This window comes from Candidatus Clostridium stratigraminis (assembly GCF_045310675.1).
Taxonomy (GTDB): domain Bacteria; phylum Bacillota; class Clostridia; order Clostridiales; family Clostridiaceae; genus Clostridium_AT; species Clostridium_AT stratigraminis.
The window spans coordinates 657,403-674,181 of the sequence record NZ_JBJHZZ010000001.1 but is presented as its reverse complement, the minus strand read 5'-3'; the positions used below and the strand labels follow the sequence as shown (position 1 = coordinate 674,181).

Genomic DNA, 16,779 nt, shown 5'->3' with positions numbered 1-16,779 from the left:
GGCGTTATGATTATGGACGATAGCTTAAAAGGCTTAAATAGCGTTGATTGTGATTGTATACCATTATTAAGACCCGAAACATCTGAGGAAGAAATAGCACGTAAAATACGTTATTATACTAAATTAGCAACTAAGCACGGAGCTGGTAAGGTTTGCGTGGGTGCACTTGTTGAATCGTGGGAAGATTACACCAACAGCCGATTATATGCAGTTATTGAGTGCCCAGTACAGGATGACGAGTTTACAGGTGTTAAGCGAGTGGAGTGTTTTATTAGCCTAAAAAGTCCAGCCGAAGTTGCTCAGATGGCAAGTGGCTATTTTCCGGGCAGAACGCTTGTAGTTGACCTAGAAACAAAGCAAATCATCGCAGCAAGACCGTCTTTCTTCTAACAATTTGGAGGCCCAAGTACATTTATGTGAGCTACTAACACTTATGGATTAGGTGTTAGTAGCTCATTTTACATTGTTCTATTTGGGCCGATATACCTTAAATATTTATACTTACTATAAATATTTCATTTAATTAGAATAGCTTGGAGGCCTTGCATATAGTAGTATAGAAATTCAACTTTGTGCAGGGTCTAACAGGTATGTTATGAAGATGGTGGAGCTGAGCCGTTCCCTCCGTTGGAACAGGTGGTTCAGCTCCACTTTTATGTTGTATATGAGGCCTTTCGTCTGATATGCTAGTGGCGGTTTTTCCTTGTGGCAGTAAGGTTTTATCGGTAATTATGTTTAGTCATACATCAGCAACATTGCAGTTCTAATTCCTTCTTCATTTCTTGAGTTTAGGTACTCCTCAAGCGATTTAATGGATTGTATGATTAGTTGATGTCTAAGCTTAACATCTATTTCATTACACTTAACTTCGACTGTATAAACAAGCGAAGAAGGTGCACTTGAATTGACTTCCCAGCACCATCCATCTGGTAGCTCCGAAAGAAAACAGTCAGAATAGGATAGCTTAAAGTGTATTTCGATGCGGGTTCTGCGAAAGTCTGAATTACTATTATTAAAGTCTATATCGGGTATTATATTTGTACTTAATACCTTAAATCCTAAATACTGTAATCTATCTACTATACGCCTTGTATCTCTCATAATATAAATAAACACAGGTGTATCACATTTATGCTTATATGTATAGTATCTGTTGCAATTTGTACAATAGCGATGATATTTGTATATAATTTATATCTCCTTTTATTTGAATTATCGTGTATATCCAAAGAGCTGTCTCACCCTTTTATTTGTGGTGCTGACGGCTTCTTTATTTATGTCGCTCCCGTAAAATCTTCTTCCAAGTGTTGCTGCACAATAGGCCGTTGAACCTCCTCCGACTGTGAAGTCCGCCACAGTATCTCCGGGGTTACTATATCGTGTAATAAGCTCAGAAATCAGTTCCTCAGGTGCTCCCCACTCGTGAAACTCTTTACTTGCGTGGTTACCTAGTGTAGGCCGGTCTATGTAATCCGAATAGGTTTCTCCATCGTACTTGCCTTTAACATACCACAGCACTATTCGCACCTTACTCTGCACCTTTAGCCAGCTTGTAGAGGCTGGAGCACCTTGTGGGAGTGGGCATACAAGTAGCCAATGGTAACGAATTGTTTTATTAGCAGAGAGGGCCGTTATAACCTCGTCTAGGTGACTGCTACCCGTAAGCACAAGCAAACTGCCTCCTTTTCGGAGCTTAGCAGCCGCAGCATCTGCAATCCCTACACAGACCTCAGCTGAGGTGCTATCCCAAGGCGGGTCACATAGCACTAAATCCACGCCGTTATTAGGCACATAATCAAGCTCAGAGAGTTTTGTAACATCAGCCACCCTAATGGTCACATCGTCCTCTGTGATGGTCACAGAGGCGTTTTTACGCCTTATAATAGCCTCCTTAGCAAGCTTAGCCTGTGCAACGCAAGGTGATTTTATTTGCGGGTGTTCCATCATGTAATTCAAAACTTCAATACGCTTAATAGCTCTAAGGTTACGAGGATTTAAAGTTTCAAGTAGGCCTTTGTTTTCTATCAAATATGGATGATTTTTCCATTTTTCGGCATCTTTACCATCGGTGTACAAGTGGCTAAATCGTCCACTCTCGACCATTTCTGCTCTAACTGAGGCTACTGTGCTGTGACTGCACCCTAAAGCACGGGCAACGCTACGATTACTGGCTTGCCAATGTGTTTTTAAGTGTAGTTTTATTTGCTCATGTTTACTGCTTTGTGTTAAGTGCTTTTTCATAGATGTTCGTACTCCTTGGTATTGTTAGGTTTAATTATAACCCGTATAGGCCGATGGTTTCAATGGACGGCGAGATTTATAGAGTAAATTTAGGCCGAAATGAGGTTAAAAAGTCGATAAAATAGGCACTTTTGCAAAATCAGACCTCTCATAAATAGATAGTAAATCGCAACAGTAGCGATTAAATAAAAATATATGGAGGAAAAAATTATGAACAAGATGGTAAAGAGATGCACAGCAGAAGGGGTTATTTGTAAGGGGTTGCGTGGTGCAACATTGGAGTTACATTTGGCTCTGGTTAAAATGAGAGAGCAACACGAGAAGGCAAAGAAGTTTGCGTACGGCTATATGGCTTGGATTGCATACGCAGACGTAGAAGCATGGGAACTTAGGGAGAAGCTGGAGAAACTCCGTAATATGCTTGCTATTACCTGCTATAAGTGCAAGGGTTACAATGATTTTATACATGACCTTATGATTGAGGCTGAAATGTTTGTAGCTAGGCAAGCATTTGCAGATGCAGAGGCGAGGTACGAAGAATATGTGAGCCCAGAAAAGTATGCTGAGATGTTTTATGAGTAAAATAAATCACTACCTATTATATAGGCCGATAATAGATAGTAATTTTAAATATTATTATATTAAATTATTTGGAGGTAAAAATTATGAAAATGTATACATGGTTAAGAGCTTTAGAGCTTAAAGGTGGTATTGAGTGTGTTGATGGTGCTGATTGCAACCATTGCCCTTACGAGCAAGCATTAATGTACGCAGGTAGTGGCTGCGATGTTTACTACAAACTACAAAAAAGCGGTGTAGAGCTTGATAAAAGTGCTTATAAGCACCTAGACAAGCTAGAAGAAGAATACAGTATGCTATCGGCACGCTGTGACAAGCTAAGAAGTAGAAGAAATAAAAGTAAATAAGTGTAAGACCAAGGTGATTAAGTTTACCTTGGTCTTTTATTTGCTCTTAGGCCGATGATATAGCAGTAAAAATTATTGTGTTTTATTTGCCGCATTTCTAGGCCTTGCTAAATATAGCCCATAAATTGAATTTATGGGGGAATTAGTGATGAAATCAAGAACAATACAAGGAACACAATCATACACTACTGTAGGGGGTGTATGTATGGTTGATAGCAATAACATTGAGAGGAAAGAAAACAATGTAGTACAAGAGTTTAAGCTAGGAAACACAAGCATTGAGATATGTGATGACTTTTGCTACAATCGTACATCTGATGAAGTAGATGCAATACTTGCACGCATAGCTGGCAGAGCACAGCATCAGCTAACAGCACAGGATTAAACATAGATAACTGAAATGCCTGTATCCATTGATTTTAAAGGATACAGGCATTATATTTGCTTATTACTGATAACCTAGTGGGGCTAACGAACTTGCACACCTTGAAATGGTTGGAGCCATGGTTCATCAATTAATGAGAAATGCAACTTTAGAAGAAATAGAAAAATCGGGAGCTGCTCCTTACTATGTAGATCATGGCAGAGGCATTTTCCCAGCAGGAGCAAGCGGTGCTGCCTGGACAGCAGCCTATATACAGTCTAAAGGTGATCCTATTGTTGATTTAACAGAAGATTTAGCTGCTGAACAAAAGGCTAGAGCAACCTATGAATACTTAATTAACCTAGCTGATGATCCTGATGTAATAGAGCCTCTAAAGTTTTTACGCGAAAGAGAAATTGTTCATTTTCAAAGATTTGGTGAAGCTTTAAGAACGGTGCAAGATCGTCTTGATGAACCTCATCTATTTGTAATGCCGAAGCCTGATTTTATGAAATAAATTTTTTTTAAAGAGCTGTTGAGTTTCTCGATGGTTCTTTTATTTTTTAGCTTTTTCACATTACCATTTAATAACTTTATCTAAAATTGCATAAAGATAATGAAAACTTAACAAATTTATGTTATAATTTCACTTTGTGTATACAAAAGAATACAAGGAGTATGCATTAATAGTACTTTTCTATAGGTAAAAGTCCTAAATGGATTTTTACGGTAACGGAGTACAGGTTACCCAGTATCAAGAATACAGGAGGCTAAACAAAAAATTGTTTAATGCAATATAAAAATACAGGAGGGAAATAGATTGATAACAGTAACTAAAGTCGGATTAAGATATGGCGATAAAAAACTATTTGAAGATGTAAATATAAAATTCACTCCAGGAAATTGCTATGGTGTGATTGGAGCAAATGGAGCTGGTAAAAGTACATTTCTAAAAATTTTATCTGGTGAAATAGAACCTAATTCAGGTGAGATAAGTATAGATAAAGGTGTTAGAATGTCTGTTTTAAAGCAGGATCATTTTGAGTATGATCAATACGAAGTGCTTCAAACTGTAATCATGGGAAATGCAAGACTTTATGAGATAATGGAGGAAAAAGAAGCATTATATTCTAAGGCTGATTTCTCAGATGAAGATGGAATTAAGGCTTCTGAGCTTGAAGGAGAATTTGCAGAGCTTAACGGCTGGGAAGCTGAAGCTGAAGCTGCAACCCTACTTCAAGGTCTAGGTATAAGTATGGATCTTCACAATAAGAAAATGTCTGATTTAGGCGGCTCTGAAAAGATTAAGGTCCTACTGGCACAGGCTCTCTTTGGTAATCCAGGAGTCTTAATTCTAGATGAGCCTACTAATCACCTTGATATAAAATCTATTAATTGGCTTGAAGAATTTCTAATAAACTTTGAGGGTACGGTAATTGTGGTATCCCATGATAGACACTTTTTAAATAAGGTTTGTACTCACATGGCAGATGTGGACTTTGGTAAAATTAAGCTGTATGTTGGAAACTACGACTTTTGGTATGAGTCCAGCCAATTAGCTCTTCAACTGGCTAAGGATCAAAATAAGAAGAAAGAGGAAAAGATTAAGGATCTCCAAGAATTTATTGCACGTTTTAGTGCAAATGCATCTAAGTCTAAACAGGCAACTTCACGTAAGAAGCTCCTTGATAAAATTTCTATTGACGATATTGAGCCTTCCAGCAGAAGATATCCCTTTGTAGGATTTAAACCTGAAAGAGAAGTAGGAAATGATATTCTTACTGTAGATGGTTTATGTAAAACTATAGATGGAGAAAAGCTATTAAACAACGTAAGCTTTACCATTGCTAAAGGAGATAAAATAGCCTTTGCTTCTGAAAACGAAATTGCAACAACTACACTATTTAAAATACTAGCTGGAGAAATGGAACCAGACAGTGGTAGTTATAAATGGGGAATTACAATAACAAAAGCTTATTTTCCTAAAGATAATAATGAATTCTTTAATGAAGTAGCTTTAAATCTTGTTGACTGGATGAGGCAGTTCTCAGAAGAAAAATCTGAAAGCTATTTAAGAGGTTTTCTAGGAAGAATGCTTTTCTCTGGAGATGAGGCCTTAAAGGAAGCCAAAGTACTATCTGGAGGAGAAAGAGTTAGATGCATGCTTTCTAGAATGATGCTTTCAAGTGCTAATGCACTAATTTTAGATCAACCAACAAATCACCTTGACTTAGAATCAATAACTGCAGTAAATAATGGGCTTATAGATTATAAAAGTGTTATTTTATTTGCCTCTCATGACCACCAATTTGTACAAACTATAGCAAATAGAATTATAGAAATTACAAGCGAAGGTACTATCGATAAAAAAATGAATTATGATGAATACTTAGAATTTAAATCTCAGCAATAATAATAAGTGCCTCTCTATAGATAAATTATATCCTGTCTACAGAGAGGCACCTCTTTTATTTGCTATTTTATTTTCTTCTTTACATAAAAGTAAACAGGTAAACCTATTAAAGTAATAACTATACCATAAAGCGAGGAACTAGTATCAGTAATTAAAGTACTTATTAATATATAAATACCTCCTACTATTCCTACTAATGGAACTACAGGGTATAGAGGAACTTTATAAGGTCTGTCAATGTCTTTATGCTTACTTCTTAGAATAAAGATTCCTGCAACTGTCATTACAAAGAATATCCACATAACAAATACTGCAAGATTAGTCAGTGTATCAAAGGATCCGCTTAAAACATAAAAACAAGCTAAAATTATTTCAAAAATAAATGAATTTAATGGAGTTTGAAATTTATCATTTACTTTTCCAAAGAACTTATGAAAAGGAAATAGCTTGTCTTGTGCCATAGCAAATGGTATTCTAACTCCTGTCATTAAGTAACCATTTAAAGCACCGAAGATAGAAACCATAATACCTGCTGCAACTAATGCGGCTCCACCTTTACCAAATAAAATTATTGCTGCATCTGAAGCAGGTTTCGTAGAAGCAATAACCGCACTAATTGGCATAACTTTTACTATTGCAATATTTATTAAAATATAAACGATTATAGTCACAAATAGACCTAAAATTATAGATTTTGGCAAATCCTTTTTAGGATTTTTAAGTTCACCTGCTATGTTACCTACCCCAGCCCAACCATCATATGCCCATAGTGTTCCAAGAATTGCTGCTCCAAATCCAGCTGCCCCTACTGATGCAGCAGCATGTGAAGCGGTTGGCAAGCTGCTTGCTGTTCCTTTTAATAATCCGAAAACTATTATTACAAAAATCGGAATTAGTTTTCCTAAAGTGGAAAATAACTGAACTTTACTACCCAATTTTGTAGAAATTACATTTATTATCATAATGAAAAACAACATGAATATTGCTAAAATCTTTTGCTGTAGATTAGTCATTGAAGGAATAAAATAGGTTGCCTGCGTTACAAATACTATTGACAATGCAGCTGCAACTCCTGGCACGTATATTAATGTCTGCATCCATCCAAATAAGAAAGCACTCTTTTCTCCGTATAATTCTTTTAAGTAAGCAAACATTCCACCAGTCTCTGGTATTGCAGTTGCTATTTCTGCTACAGTTAATGCAGAAGCCATAGTAATTATTCCACCTAAAACCCAAGCTAAAATTCCTAATGTTGGTGTCCCAGCACTTTTATACACTGAGGATGCCTTAAAAAATATACCCGATCCTATTACTACTCCAATTACTACTGTAATGGCTTCTAATAGTCCAATTTCTTTCTTTAATTGTTTAGGGACTTTTGATCCATTACTTACTGATTTTTCTGATTGCATGTTTAACCCATCCTTTTTTTAATTTGTGCCCCAATGTTTTATAAAAGTTATATATAGGATATGATTTTACATGTAAACGTAGTTCAAGTCAATGTATACATTATACTAGATAGGCATTATCTGTAACTATCTATTTTGAGAATTAGATAAAAATAATATGATGTGAGAAAAGTGTGGGAATAAATAAAAACACCAACATTTAATTCATTAAAAACGTTGGTGTTTTTGACTTGGTGACTCCTAGGGGAATCGAACCCCTGATACCACCTTGAGAGGGTGGTGTCTTAACCGCTTGACCAAGGAGCCATAATTTTATTACCTTAAATATAATAACACTTTTTTAAAATTATGTCTAATAAAAAATGTTTATACATTTTTCAGTACTAATTTTAATTTTCTATACAGATTTCAAGTCTATTACACGTAATGTTAAGTATTAACAAATTGTAAACTATGCAATAATTAATATTAACTGATATATTTTATTATTGACAATGAAATATTTCTATGTAATAATAATCTCAAGAAGATACTTAACATCCCCCCAAAGTTATCTCCCTAACCCTAAAATTAAATAAATTTGAAGGAAAGCTTCCCAGTGAATATTTATTTACTGGGAAGCTTTTTTATAGCCTTATTTATTATAAACTAATTAAGATTTAAGCTGTACTTTTTTGTATTTTAGGTTCCTTTTGCTCTTTATGTGATTTAAAGGTTCCATCCCACTTTGAGATTTTATCTTCGCTTTTCTTAATAATTTCATCTCCTCTTTCCTTTGTTATTTTACCTTCTGAAACAGCTTTTAGAACCATTTCCCTTTTTGTTTTAATAATAAAATCTCTCGCTTCTTTCTCTGAGTATCCCTTTTTCTTTGCAAGCTCAAAGAAATTTTTTCCATTCTTTTTTGCCTCTTTTAGATCATTTTCACTTATACCCATTTGTTTAGCTGCTTCAAATATACCAGAATGGACCTTGCCCATATGATGCTTATGCCCATCTTCTACATTTTTTTCTGATGTATTTGCCTTATTTCCAAAGGGTAATAAAGCTTCAGCATGTACAGCAGCATTTGAGCTTAAAGATAAAATAATAGATAGTGCTGCTATTTTTTTTAACTTCATAAAAATACCTCCTAAGGTTAGAATAATTTACCGTTTTATTATGTGCATATTTTTAAATTTAATTATTAAAATTTAATTAAATCATCATTTGCAAAATAAATATTTTGTGATAAATTACTAGCAAAAAACTTAAGAGGCTGAAGGGATTAATAGTTCCTTTAGCCTCTTAAGTTTAAATTAGTAGTTTCAATTATTCTTATATTAAACTATAATATATTAATTTGAATTATGCACCCATGAACATTTTCATATCATCATCAACATTTGATACTCCACCAATTCCAAAGTTCTCTACAAGTACCTTTGTTACATTTGATGATAAGAAGCCAGGTAGTGTTGGTCCTAAATGTATATTCTTTACTCCTAGGTATAATAGGGCAAGTAATACAATTACTGCTTTTTGCTCATACCAAGCAATGTTATATGAAATTGGCAGCTCGTTAACGTTATCTAGACCAAAAACTTCTTTTAATTTTAATGCTATTACTGCAAGAGAATAAGAATCGTTGCATTGTCCTGCATCTAATACTCTAGGAATTCCATTAATATCTCCTAGATTTAGCTTATTATATCTATATTTAGCACAACCAGCTGTTAGTATTACTGTATCCTTTGGAAGTTTCTCAGCAAACTCAGTATAGTAGTCTCTACTCTTCATTCTTCCATCACAGCCAGCCATTACAAAGAATCTCTTAATAGCACCAGTTTTAACTGCCTCTACAACTTGGTCAGCAAGTGCAAGAACTTGAGCATGTGCAAACCCACCAACAATTTCTCCCTTTTCTATTTCTGTTGGAGCTTTTAGTGTTTTTGCAAGTGCAATTAGCTCTGAGAAATCTTTTGTACCATCTGCTTTTTTATCTATGTGCTTAACGCCAGTTATCCCTGTAGCACCAGTTGTAAACATTCTATCTTTATAAGAAGCCTTTGGAGGAACTATGCAGTTAGTAGTCATAAGTATTACTCCATTAAAGCTTTCAAATTCTTTATCCTGTAACCACCATGCATTTCCATAGTTACCTACAAAATGTGAGTATTTCTTAAAAGCAGGATAGTAGTTAGCTGGAAGCATTTCAGAATGAGTATATACATCTACTCCTGTTCCTTCTGTTTGGGCTAACAATTGCTCCATATCTCTTAGATCATGTCCACTTATAAGTATTGCTGGATTGTTTCTAACTCCAATATTAACCTTTGTAATTTCAGGATTACCATAGGCAGTTGTGTTTGCTTTATCAAGTAAAGCCATGGCATCAACACCATATTTACCACACTCTAAAACTAGTGAAACATACTCATTAACACCTAATTTATCATCAGTTGCAGCTGCTAAGCCCTTTTGCATGAATTCAAAAACTGTATCATCAGTATAGCCTAAGTTAAATGCATGTTCTACATATGCAGCCATTCCTTTTATTCCATAAGTTAATAACTCTCTTAAGGATCTTATATCTTCATCCTTTGTTTGAAGAATACTTACATCTCCAGATTCTGCCTTTGCATCTAACTCAGCTTCAGAGCTGCCCGTCCATGTTAATCCTTCATAATTACTCTCTATAATTCCACCTGCATTTGCTACAGCAGATTTGATTTCGTCTCTTAATTTAATGCCCGCCTTTATTTCTTCATAAAATCTAGCTTTATCCCAATTAGCATTAGTAATAGTCATAAATAAACCATTAAATACAAATTTATCAGTTTCTTTAGTGTTAACTACTAGCTCTCTTGCTTTTACGTTAGCTACTGAAATACCCTTTAAAACATAGATTAGTAAGTCTTGAAGATTTGCTAAATCTGAAGTCTTACCACAAACACCCCTTAGGGTACATCCTTTCCCACCAGCGGTTTCTTGACATTGATAACAAAACATACTCATAAATAAAACCTCCATATAATATCAATAATATATTTTTACTTATTTTTTTAACTAAGCATCTAGCTTGCTGTTTCTGATTACAGGTAATATATTATCAAAGTTTATTATTAAAAGCTGTAACATATATTACAGCTTTTAATATTTTACTAAATTTTAGAGTTCAAATTTACATTTATTACATAAACTAAATAATATAAATATTTATAAGGTGATTAAGTGGTAAATTCATACAATCAATTTAGACAAAATAATTATTCAAGAGAAAATGCCGTTAATTATGCACTAACCTATGCATTAAGTCCTAATCCAAATTATAGATATTTTCCCCTTATTAATGATACAAGCGGGGATTGTGCTAATTTTATCTCCCAATGTCTTAGAGCTGGCGGTGCACCTATGACTTACATGCCAAATCACTCTTGGTGGTACAATAAAAATGGAAGTACAAATACAAAAGACCATACTTGGTCAGTTTCATGGGCTGTAGCCCATTCTCTCTACTGGTATTTAAAAATCGGCAAGGCTAATAATTATGCCGGTCCTAAGGGATTAGAAGTACAAAGTCCCTCACAGCTTGAACTTGGAGATGTGATTTTTTTTGAAGATAATAAAGGAATGATCTTTCATTCTACAATTGTTACAGGTTTTTCTGAAGGAATGCCCCTAGTCTCTCATCATTCCTTTGAAGCATTAAACATACCCTACAGGACTTCCTGGCCCGTAAAACAATATCATTATTTGAAAATCAGCGTCTAAAAAAGAGCCTCTTTTAAGTGCATCCCAAATATTAAACTAAAATAGCCTTTGAGATGTATTAAAAGACGGCCCTTCTTTATTTGAATCCAAAAAATGTCTAAAAATATTTTCTTTAAATGATGCTTTATTAAACTTTTTCTACACCATTTGATCATGCCTTGGGAATTTCTTTACAAGTTCAATAGATCTCATAATAGCTTCTATTACATCAATTTCTAATTGCTTACTTATATCATCATATCTTCTGTATATTTCCCCAATCTCACTTACTATATATTTTGGAGTAAGTCTATTTAATGCTATAGCTTTTATGTCAAGTATGCATCTGTCACATTTGCATATTCCTTCCTCATTTACTAACATCCCTGGTAGTATTTCATCTACTAAAATCTCCATATAGTTTTTTAAATGATACATAAAATTCCCCCCACTTATCCTAAGTTTTAAATTAATTATAATATATTTATATAAGACATAAAAGTATTTTATTGTTAAGAAATACTAGGCTCTTTTATTAAGGAGTCTTTTACCTTTATTATAAAATTTAAGATATATATCATCCGGCAAAAATAACCCACCTGTTGCCCAGGCTATATGGGTGGAGGTATCTTTAACTTTTACTAGCAAAGGTCCTAAAAGTCCTGCTGCAGCAGATGGTTCAATTTTTATTCCCTCACTATCCTTAAGTAAGGCGAGAAGTCTATAAAGTTCATCATCTTCAATAGTATATTCTCCATCAATTATTTCTTTAACGATATTTGAAATAAGCTCTGAAGGTGACCCTACTGCAAGTCCATCAGCATCAGTAATATTGTCAATTCCAAAATCCCTTACGTGGAGCTTGCTGAAGTTTTCAGTAATTAAGCCTAATAACATACATGGCGAATGGGTAGGCTCCACAAAATAACAGTGAACATTGTCTCCATAAAATGCTTTTAGACCGTAAGTTATTCCTCCCGGAGCACCACCTACCCCACAGGGAAGATAAACATATAATTGGTGCTTATTATCTACAATTATGCTCTGCTCATCTAGCTGCTTCTTAAGTCTTAAGGCAGCTGTTGTATAGCCGTAAAATAAATCCTTTGAATTTTCGTCATCTATGAAGTAAGCATTAGGATCCTTGCTGCACTGTTTTCGTCCTTCCTCCACGGCCTTAGAATAATCCTCTTCATATTCTATAACTAAAGCACCTTTTTCTCTCAGCAGATTTTTCTTCCATTCCTTAGCATCCTTTGACATATGAATTATGGTGTTAAAACCTAAGGCTCTTGACATAATACCAATGCTTAAACCAAGATTACCTGTAGATCCTACAGCAATTGTATATTTAGAAAAAAAATCTTTAAAGCTTTTTTCTGCCATTATAGAATAATCGCTCTCTTTTGTTATCATTCTATTTGTTAGGCAAAGTGTTTCTGCATATTTTAAAACCTCGTATATTCCTCCTCTAGCTTTTACTGAGCCAGCAACCTTTAAATGGCTGTCACATTTTAAATATAATTTACCATTAATATTAGTAATATAATATTTCTCTGAACTCTCTTTCATATCTTCAATCTTTAAAAGCGGTGACTCAATTATTCCATCTTCAGTTTCAGGAAAAAATCTTCTTATTAAAGCAGCAAATCTAATTAGCCTTGCATCTGCCTCATATATCTCTTTTACGCTTACATCAATATTTTTAAGTGCTTCATCAGCCTTTATTAATTTACAATTTTCCCAAAGCACTGGTTTTAATTTAATTATTTCCTTTAAAACAGCTTTATCATTTTCCAACAATTTTAGCAGCACCTCATTTTTATTAAATGTTAATCATTATGTGAAATTGGTATTTTCCATTCTTTTAATAATTTAATTATGCCTTCCTTTGCGTAAATTTTATTATCCTCTGAAACGCTAAAAATGCTTACATCCTTCCTGGCAGCTATATAATTGATATAATCACAATTAACTTTTTTAAGTAGTGCAATAACCACTTTTTCACTGTTTAATGCCTTAATTACTTCTCTTGTAAACTTTTCCGCCTTTGATTCCAAGTAACCGATTTCATTAAAAATCAATACTTCTCCGTTATTTAAACTTTCTTGTAAAAACTCCACTCCCTTAGTATTAAAAATTTCAATATTGAACTTATCTGTACCAGCTGCATCATCCGTTTTGAAAAAAATATTCCCTTTTTCGTTACTGTATAAGGATACTAAATTGAATTCTCTAATTTTATTATTTTCTGCATCCCTTTTAATATGAATATCATAGCCACCTATAGGGCATTTAATTATCTTTTTTATTTCATCAAGAAGTTTTTCCCCAGAAGCTTGTCTTCCTTCCTCAATTATTAAAATATTTCTCATTTTATTTACTTCCCTCAAATTCATAATAATTTTTCTACAAAAAACATATTGCGGAATATTCTATATTTTCTTTATTTTAATAGTTACACAATGGCAGTACTCATATTGTACCATATTTTTACTATTTTTAAAAGTATTATATAAATAAGTGAAATTTAAATATTGTTAGCAAAAAAAGAAAGGAAAAAAATACTTGAGATTCTGTCTTTTCTTATGCATATATTAACTTTCATGCTGAAGTTTCTATATGTAAATATACGATTTAAAGAGTACTAAAAGCCCATCTGTTTCCAGATGGGCTCTTGGTTTTGCACATTCAAATTCACATTCATTTAATAAATAAACACCAATTTTAAGCTTAATAACAGCTTACATATATATATTATTATAAATTTCAAAAGGTGTCAAGAAATATTTTCAAAAATTTTGAAAACTAAATCTTCTGTAATTTCATCCTTCTTTATTAATTTCATTATCTTTTACACTAAATTATTAACAATTTTCAAACAGCAATTTATGTGATACCCTATTAAATATAAACTAATATACGTATATGTATTAGAGAGAGGTGATTTAATGGAATTAGTGCAGCTATCTCAGAATAACAGAGATGAATTTATAGCCCAGAGTAAAGCTTTCATATATAATACTACCTACAATATATGTAAGAGAAAGCTGTATTTTGAAAATGATGACGAACTCTCTATCTCTCTTATAGCCTTTAACAACGCCTGTAATACTTATGATGAAAATAAGGGGAACTTTTACAGTTATGCCAAGGTACTAATTAAAAATGCATTAATAGATTACTTTAGAAAAGCAAGCAAAGTTCCCTATGTTGTTTTTGACGAAGATGATGAGACTAAAGATTTTATAGATAATAAAAATTCTATGACTCAATATAATATAGATGCTGAGAATATGAGAAGATCAGAAGAAATAGCCTTATTCTCTAAGGAACTAGCTGAATATAAGCTTGATTTCAGTTCATTAATAAAATCTTCTCCATCACATAAAGATACGAGAGATTCTTTACTTAATATAGCTTTTAAATGCGTCAATGAGCAGAATATTTTAGGATATATTAAAAGTAAGAAGCTTCTGCCCGTTAAAGAAATAATAATTCTTACAGGCAGTAACAGAAAACTTATTGAGAAGTGGAGAAGATATATTTTAATACTTATTCTAATACTCTCAAGTAATGATTACCCTTACATAAAGTCCTATTTAAATATAAAGGTAGGTTATAGAAATGAGTAACAGTACAGGTATCGTAATGCAGCTTAATAAAAATCATGCTTGCGTTATGACAAGCTCAGGAGAATTTATAAAGCTTAAAATTAGTGAACCCCCTCCAAAAGTTGGGGAAGTTTATACTGGCCAGATAGCAAGGGATATCCCCTTCTATAAATATGCAATAACCGCAGCTACACTTACATTTATTTTTTTGTGCAGCAGCACAGCTTATGCCTATTATACTCCGGTAGCTTCAGTAGTGGTAGATATAAATCCATCAATTAAATTAGACCTGAATAGATGGAATAGAATAATTAAAACAACTCCCTTAAATGAGGATGGTAAAAAAGTACTTTTGGAACTTAATGTACAAAATAAATCCTTAAATGACGGACTTAATTCTATAGTTCTTCAAGCAAAAAAAGATAACTTTATTAATGGAGATAAAAGCAATACTGCCAATACAGTCAATATAGACATTAACAGCAGTAGGTCTATAAATGATTTTAATATTTCACAATTTGAAGAAAAAGCAAAGTCAGACAACTTAAAACTTAACATTACAAAAAGCAATAATAATAAGATAAAGAATAATTCCTCTAATTCAGATCAGAAGAAATCAAAATTTAAGGACACTGAAAATAATAACACAAATGGTAATGGTAATAATAAAATCCCTGATTCCAACAAACAAAATAACAATAATAATAATAATAATAATAATAATAATAAAAATAAAAATAAGAATAAAAATATAGATTCAAAAGAAGTTTCCAACTCTAATGCAAGTAACAAAAATAATCAAGATGACAATAAGTATAACGGAAATAATAATGACCAAAAATAAATAGATTAAAACATTAAAAAAAGCATAACGAAATAGTTGTGCTTTTTTCTCGCAATTAAGTTAATACCATCTACAGCAAAATCATTATAAAATGACTTTAAAATATGTCATAATATACAAAAATTTTTACTTTTTCGATTTATTATGTTGTATGATTATTCTTATATGGTATAATTATGTAATAAATCGGGGGTGGTTTCATGATAAAATGGAATGATAAGTTTAGTGTAAGTGTAGCTGAAATTGATAATCAGCACAAACAACTTTTTTATTTAGCTGATAAAATTTCTTCTATTTTAGCGGTAAATGACGGATATGATCATTATGATGAAATAATGAATACTTTTGTTGAGTTAAAAAACTATACACTTTATCACTTTGATTATGAAGAAAAGCTTATGAAAAAACTTGACTATACAGGCTTAGACAGTCATAAAGAAGAACATGAAAATTTTATTAATGAAATTTTAAAACTAGAAAAAATAGATCTAGAAAATGAGCAAAAACTTGTGATGACAAATATACTTTCTTTTATACTAGATTGGATCGTTAGTCATATCTTAAAGTCAGATATGGCATATAAATCCTATTTCAATGAAAATGGCATTGTATAACAGCGTCAACATAAAAGGAACATACTGGAATCAAGCCAGTGTGTTCCTTTTTAATTATTTAACTTCAGTATAGTCCACATCTATAATATTGGCCTTATTAAAGTCCTTAAAATCCTCTTTCTTACTTGATTCAAACCTGCCCTTTTTTACTTCAATATTAGGATCTCTACTTAGACTTCTATTTTTAAACTTCTTGTAAACATAGCTTATAATCCATGTTATACCACTAATGAGTAAAATATATGGCAGGAAATTAATAAAAATCAAAAAAATCAAGATAGCCAATGCTAGTATTATAAAGATAGATTTACCACTATTTATAAAAAACATTTAACTACACTCTCCTATAGATATTTGCTGTAACTATTTAGTATATAGAAATGATGCTTGCGATAAATATAATTTATGAAATTATTATAACATATTATACATTAGACAAGTATTAAATAATTCTAAACAAGATATTAAGTTTTCATGACTGCTTAAGAGAGTATATTATACCCTATATTAACTGTTCAACATTATTCAATATATTGCATTACTCATACTGGTTTAATCTACTTATTTTTATTAACTTTTCTACATATTTAAGTTTTAAATGCAAATAATAATATTGTTG

At 32.6% G+C, this 16,779-nt stretch carries 18 protein-coding genes, 1 tRNA gene and 1 pseudogene; 10 read left to right on the top strand and 10 right to left on the bottom strand.

Going from position 1 to position 16,779, the window contains the following annotated elements:
• Positions 1-6: 6 nt before the first annotated feature.
• Positions 7-390, top strand: coding sequence for a hypothetical protein (locus ACJDUG_RS03275; protein ID WP_406768449.1), 384 nt, complete (start codon positions 7-9; stop codon positions 388-390).
• A gap of 345 nt (positions 391-735) precedes the next feature.
• On the opposite strand, the gene ACJDUG_RS03270 is transcribed toward ACJDUG_RS03275, so the two are convergent.
• Entirely contained in the window at positions 736-1,101 is a 366-nt protein-coding gene (locus ACJDUG_RS03270) for a hypothetical protein (RefSeq protein WP_406768448.1), read from the bottom strand.
• Between the two features lie 111 nt (positions 1,102-1,212).
• Complete coding sequence (locus ACJDUG_RS03265; RefSeq protein ID WP_406768447.1) at positions 1,213-2,241, bottom strand: DNA methyltransferase; 1,029 nt, start codon at positions 2,239-2,241, stop codon at positions 1,213-1,215.
• A 210-nt stretch (positions 2,242-2,451) separates the two neighbouring features.
• On the opposite strand from ACJDUG_RS03265, the gene ACJDUG_RS03260 reads away from it, so the two are divergent.
• The 5 genes and pseudogenes from ACJDUG_RS03260 to ACJDUG_RS03240 all read left to right on the top strand — a co-directional run bounded on the left by ACJDUG_RS03260 (position 2,452) and on the right by ACJDUG_RS03240 (position 5,944).
• On the top strand, positions 2,452-2,823 hold the full coding sequence (locus tag ACJDUG_RS03260) for a hypothetical protein (RefSeq protein WP_406768446.1): 372 nt from the start codon (positions 2,452-2,454) through the stop codon (positions 2,821-2,823).
• An 83-nt stretch (positions 2,824-2,906) separates the two neighbouring features.
• Entirely contained in the window at positions 2,907-3,167 is a 261-nt protein-coding gene (locus tag ACJDUG_RS03255; protein ID WP_406768445.1) for a hypothetical protein, read from the top strand.
• A gap of 148 nt (positions 3,168-3,315) precedes the next feature.
• Complete coding sequence (locus ACJDUG_RS03250) at positions 3,316-3,552, top strand: hypothetical protein (RefSeq protein ID WP_406768444.1); 237 nt, start codon at positions 3,316-3,318, stop codon at positions 3,550-3,552.
• Between the two features lie 91 nt (positions 3,553-3,643).
• Positions 3,644-4,048: pseudogene (locus ACJDUG_RS03245) on the top strand (manganese catalase family protein); the annotation flags it as partial.
• A 303-nt stretch (positions 4,049-4,351) separates the two neighbouring features.
• On the top strand, positions 4,352-5,944 hold the full coding sequence (locus ACJDUG_RS03240; protein WP_406768443.1) for an ABC-F family ATP-binding cassette domain-containing protein: 1,593 nt from the start codon (positions 4,352-4,354) through the stop codon (positions 5,942-5,944).
• Between the two features lie 62 nt (positions 5,945-6,006).
• On the opposite strand, the gene ACJDUG_RS03235 is transcribed toward ACJDUG_RS03240, so the two are convergent.
• From ACJDUG_RS03235 to hcp, 4 genes are all read right to left on the bottom strand, one after another.
• A complete protein-coding gene (locus tag ACJDUG_RS03235) occupies positions 6,007-7,356 on the bottom strand; it encodes an APC family permease (protein ID WP_406768442.1) in 1,350 nt (449 codons plus the stop codon).
• Positions 7,357-7,587: 231 nt separating this feature from the next.
• Positions 7,588-7,662: transfer RNA gene (locus tag ACJDUG_RS03230), tRNA-Glu, on the bottom strand.
• Positions 7,663-8,015: 353 nt separating this feature from the next.
• Complete coding sequence (locus ACJDUG_RS03225) at positions 8,016-8,477, bottom strand: DUF2680 domain-containing protein (protein WP_406768441.1); 462 nt, start codon at positions 8,475-8,477, stop codon at positions 8,016-8,018.
• Positions 8,478-8,703: 226 nt separating this feature from the next.
• Positions 8,704-10,353: a hydroxylamine reductase gene (hcp, locus tag ACJDUG_RS03220; RefSeq protein WP_406768440.1), complete on the bottom strand. Its 1,650-nt coding sequence runs from the start codon at positions 10,351-10,353 to the stop codon at positions 8,704-8,706.
• A gap of 216 nt (positions 10,354-10,569) precedes the next feature.
• On the opposite strand from hcp, the gene ACJDUG_RS03215 reads away from it, so the two are divergent.
• Positions 10,570-11,109 (top strand): amidase domain-containing protein, encoded by a 540-nt coding sequence (locus ACJDUG_RS03215; protein ID WP_406768439.1) that lies wholly within the window; start codon positions 10,570-10,572, stop codon positions 11,107-11,109.
• A gap of 138 nt (positions 11,110-11,247) precedes the next feature.
• Here ACJDUG_RS03215 and ACJDUG_RS03210 read toward each other — a convergent pair whose 3' ends face one another.
• From ACJDUG_RS03210 to ACJDUG_RS03200, 3 genes are all read right to left on the bottom strand, one after another.
• On the bottom strand, positions 11,248-11,526 hold the full coding sequence (locus tag ACJDUG_RS03210) for a late competence development ComFB family protein (protein WP_406768438.1): 279 nt from the start codon (positions 11,524-11,526) through the stop codon (positions 11,248-11,250).
• Positions 11,527-11,610: 84 nt separating this feature from the next.
• Complete coding sequence (locus ACJDUG_RS03205) at positions 11,611-12,891, bottom strand: D-serine ammonia-lyase (protein WP_406768437.1); 1,281 nt, start codon at positions 12,889-12,891, stop codon at positions 11,611-11,613.
• 29 nt (positions 12,892-12,920) lie between these two features.
• Complete coding sequence (locus tag ACJDUG_RS03200) at positions 12,921-13,463, bottom strand: nucleoside-triphosphatase (RefSeq protein WP_406768436.1); 543 nt, start codon at positions 13,461-13,463, stop codon at positions 12,921-12,923.
• 576 nt (positions 13,464-14,039) lie between these two features.
• Between ACJDUG_RS03200 and sigI the strand changes: the two genes are divergently transcribed.
• The 3 genes from sigI to ACJDUG_RS03185 all read left to right on the top strand — a co-directional run bounded on the left by sigI (position 14,040) and on the right by ACJDUG_RS03185 (position 16,160).
• The gene (gene sigI, locus ACJDUG_RS03195; RefSeq protein WP_406768435.1) at positions 14,040-14,723 is read left to right on the top strand and encodes an RNA polymerase sigma-I factor; all 684 of its coding nucleotides are present in this window, start codon (positions 14,040-14,042) and stop codon (positions 14,721-14,723) included.
• Positions 14,716-15,546 carry an anti-sigma factor domain-containing protein gene (locus ACJDUG_RS03190; RefSeq protein WP_406768434.1) on the top strand — a complete coding sequence of 277 codons (831 nt, stop codon included), beginning with the start codon at positions 14,716-14,718 and terminating at the stop codon, positions 15,544-15,546. The genes sigI and ACJDUG_RS03190 overlap by 8 nt, the downstream gene beginning before the upstream one ends.
• Positions 15,547-15,746: 200 nt before the next feature.
• Entirely contained in the window at positions 15,747-16,160 is a 414-nt protein-coding gene (locus ACJDUG_RS03185; protein WP_406768433.1) for a bacteriohemerythrin, read from the top strand.
• 54 nt (positions 16,161-16,214) lie between these two features.
• On the opposite strand, the gene ACJDUG_RS03180 is transcribed toward ACJDUG_RS03185, so the two are convergent.
• Entirely contained in the window at positions 16,215-16,490 is a 276-nt protein-coding gene (locus tag ACJDUG_RS03180; RefSeq protein ID WP_406768432.1) for a hypothetical protein, read from the bottom strand.
• Between the last annotated feature and the right edge of the window lie 289 nt (positions 16,491-16,779).

Coding starts and splice junctions, on each gene's coding strand:
- ACJDUG_RS03275 (WP_406768449.1), top strand. CDS start 7: ATGATTATGGACGATAGCTTAAAAGGCTTAAATAGCGTTGATTGTGAT.
- ACJDUG_RS03270 (WP_406768448.1), bottom strand. CDS start 1,101: ATGAGAGATACAAGGCGTATAGTAGATAGATTACAGTATTTAGGATTT.
- ACJDUG_RS03265 (WP_406768447.1), bottom strand. CDS start 2,241: ATGAAAAAGCACTTAACACAAAGCAGTAAACATGAGCAAATAAAACTA.
- ACJDUG_RS03260 (WP_406768446.1), top strand. CDS start 2,452: ATGAACAAGATGGTAAAGAGATGCACAGCAGAAGGGGTTATTTGTAAG.
- ACJDUG_RS03255 (WP_406768445.1), top strand. CDS start 2,907: ATGAAAATGTATACATGGTTAAGAGCTTTAGAGCTTAAAGGTGGTATT.
- ACJDUG_RS03250 (WP_406768444.1), top strand. CDS start 3,316: ATGAAATCAAGAACAATACAAGGAACACAATCATACACTACTGTAGGG.
- ACJDUG_RS03235 (WP_406768442.1), bottom strand. CDS start 7,356: ATGCAATCAGAAAAATCAGTAAGTAATGGATCAAAAGTCCCTAAACAA.
- ACJDUG_RS03225 (WP_406768441.1), bottom strand. CDS start 8,477: ATGAAGTTAAAAAAAATAGCAGCACTATCTATTATTTTATCTTTAAGC.
- hcp (WP_406768440.1), bottom strand. CDS start 10,353: ATGAGTATGTTTTGTTATCAATGTCAAGAAACCGCTGGTGGGAAAGGA.
- ACJDUG_RS03210 (WP_406768438.1), bottom strand. CDS start 11,526: ATGTATCATTTAAAAAACTATATGGAGATTTTAGTAGATGAAATACTA.
- ACJDUG_RS03200 (WP_406768436.1), bottom strand. CDS start 13,463: ATGAGAAATATTTTAATAATTGAGGAAGGAAGACAAGCTTCTGGGGAA.
- sigI (WP_406768435.1), top strand. CDS start 14,040: ATGGAATTAGTGCAGCTATCTCAGAATAACAGAGATGAATTTATAGCC.
- ACJDUG_RS03190 (WP_406768434.1), top strand. CDS start 14,716: ATGAGTAACAGTACAGGTATCGTAATGCAGCTTAATAAAAATCATGCT.
- ACJDUG_RS03185 (WP_406768433.1), top strand. CDS start 15,747: ATGATAAAATGGAATGATAAGTTTAGTGTAAGTGTAGCTGAAATTGAT.
- ACJDUG_RS03180 (WP_406768432.1), bottom strand. CDS start 16,490: ATGTTTTTTATAAATAGTGGTAAATCTATCTTTATAATACTAGCATTG.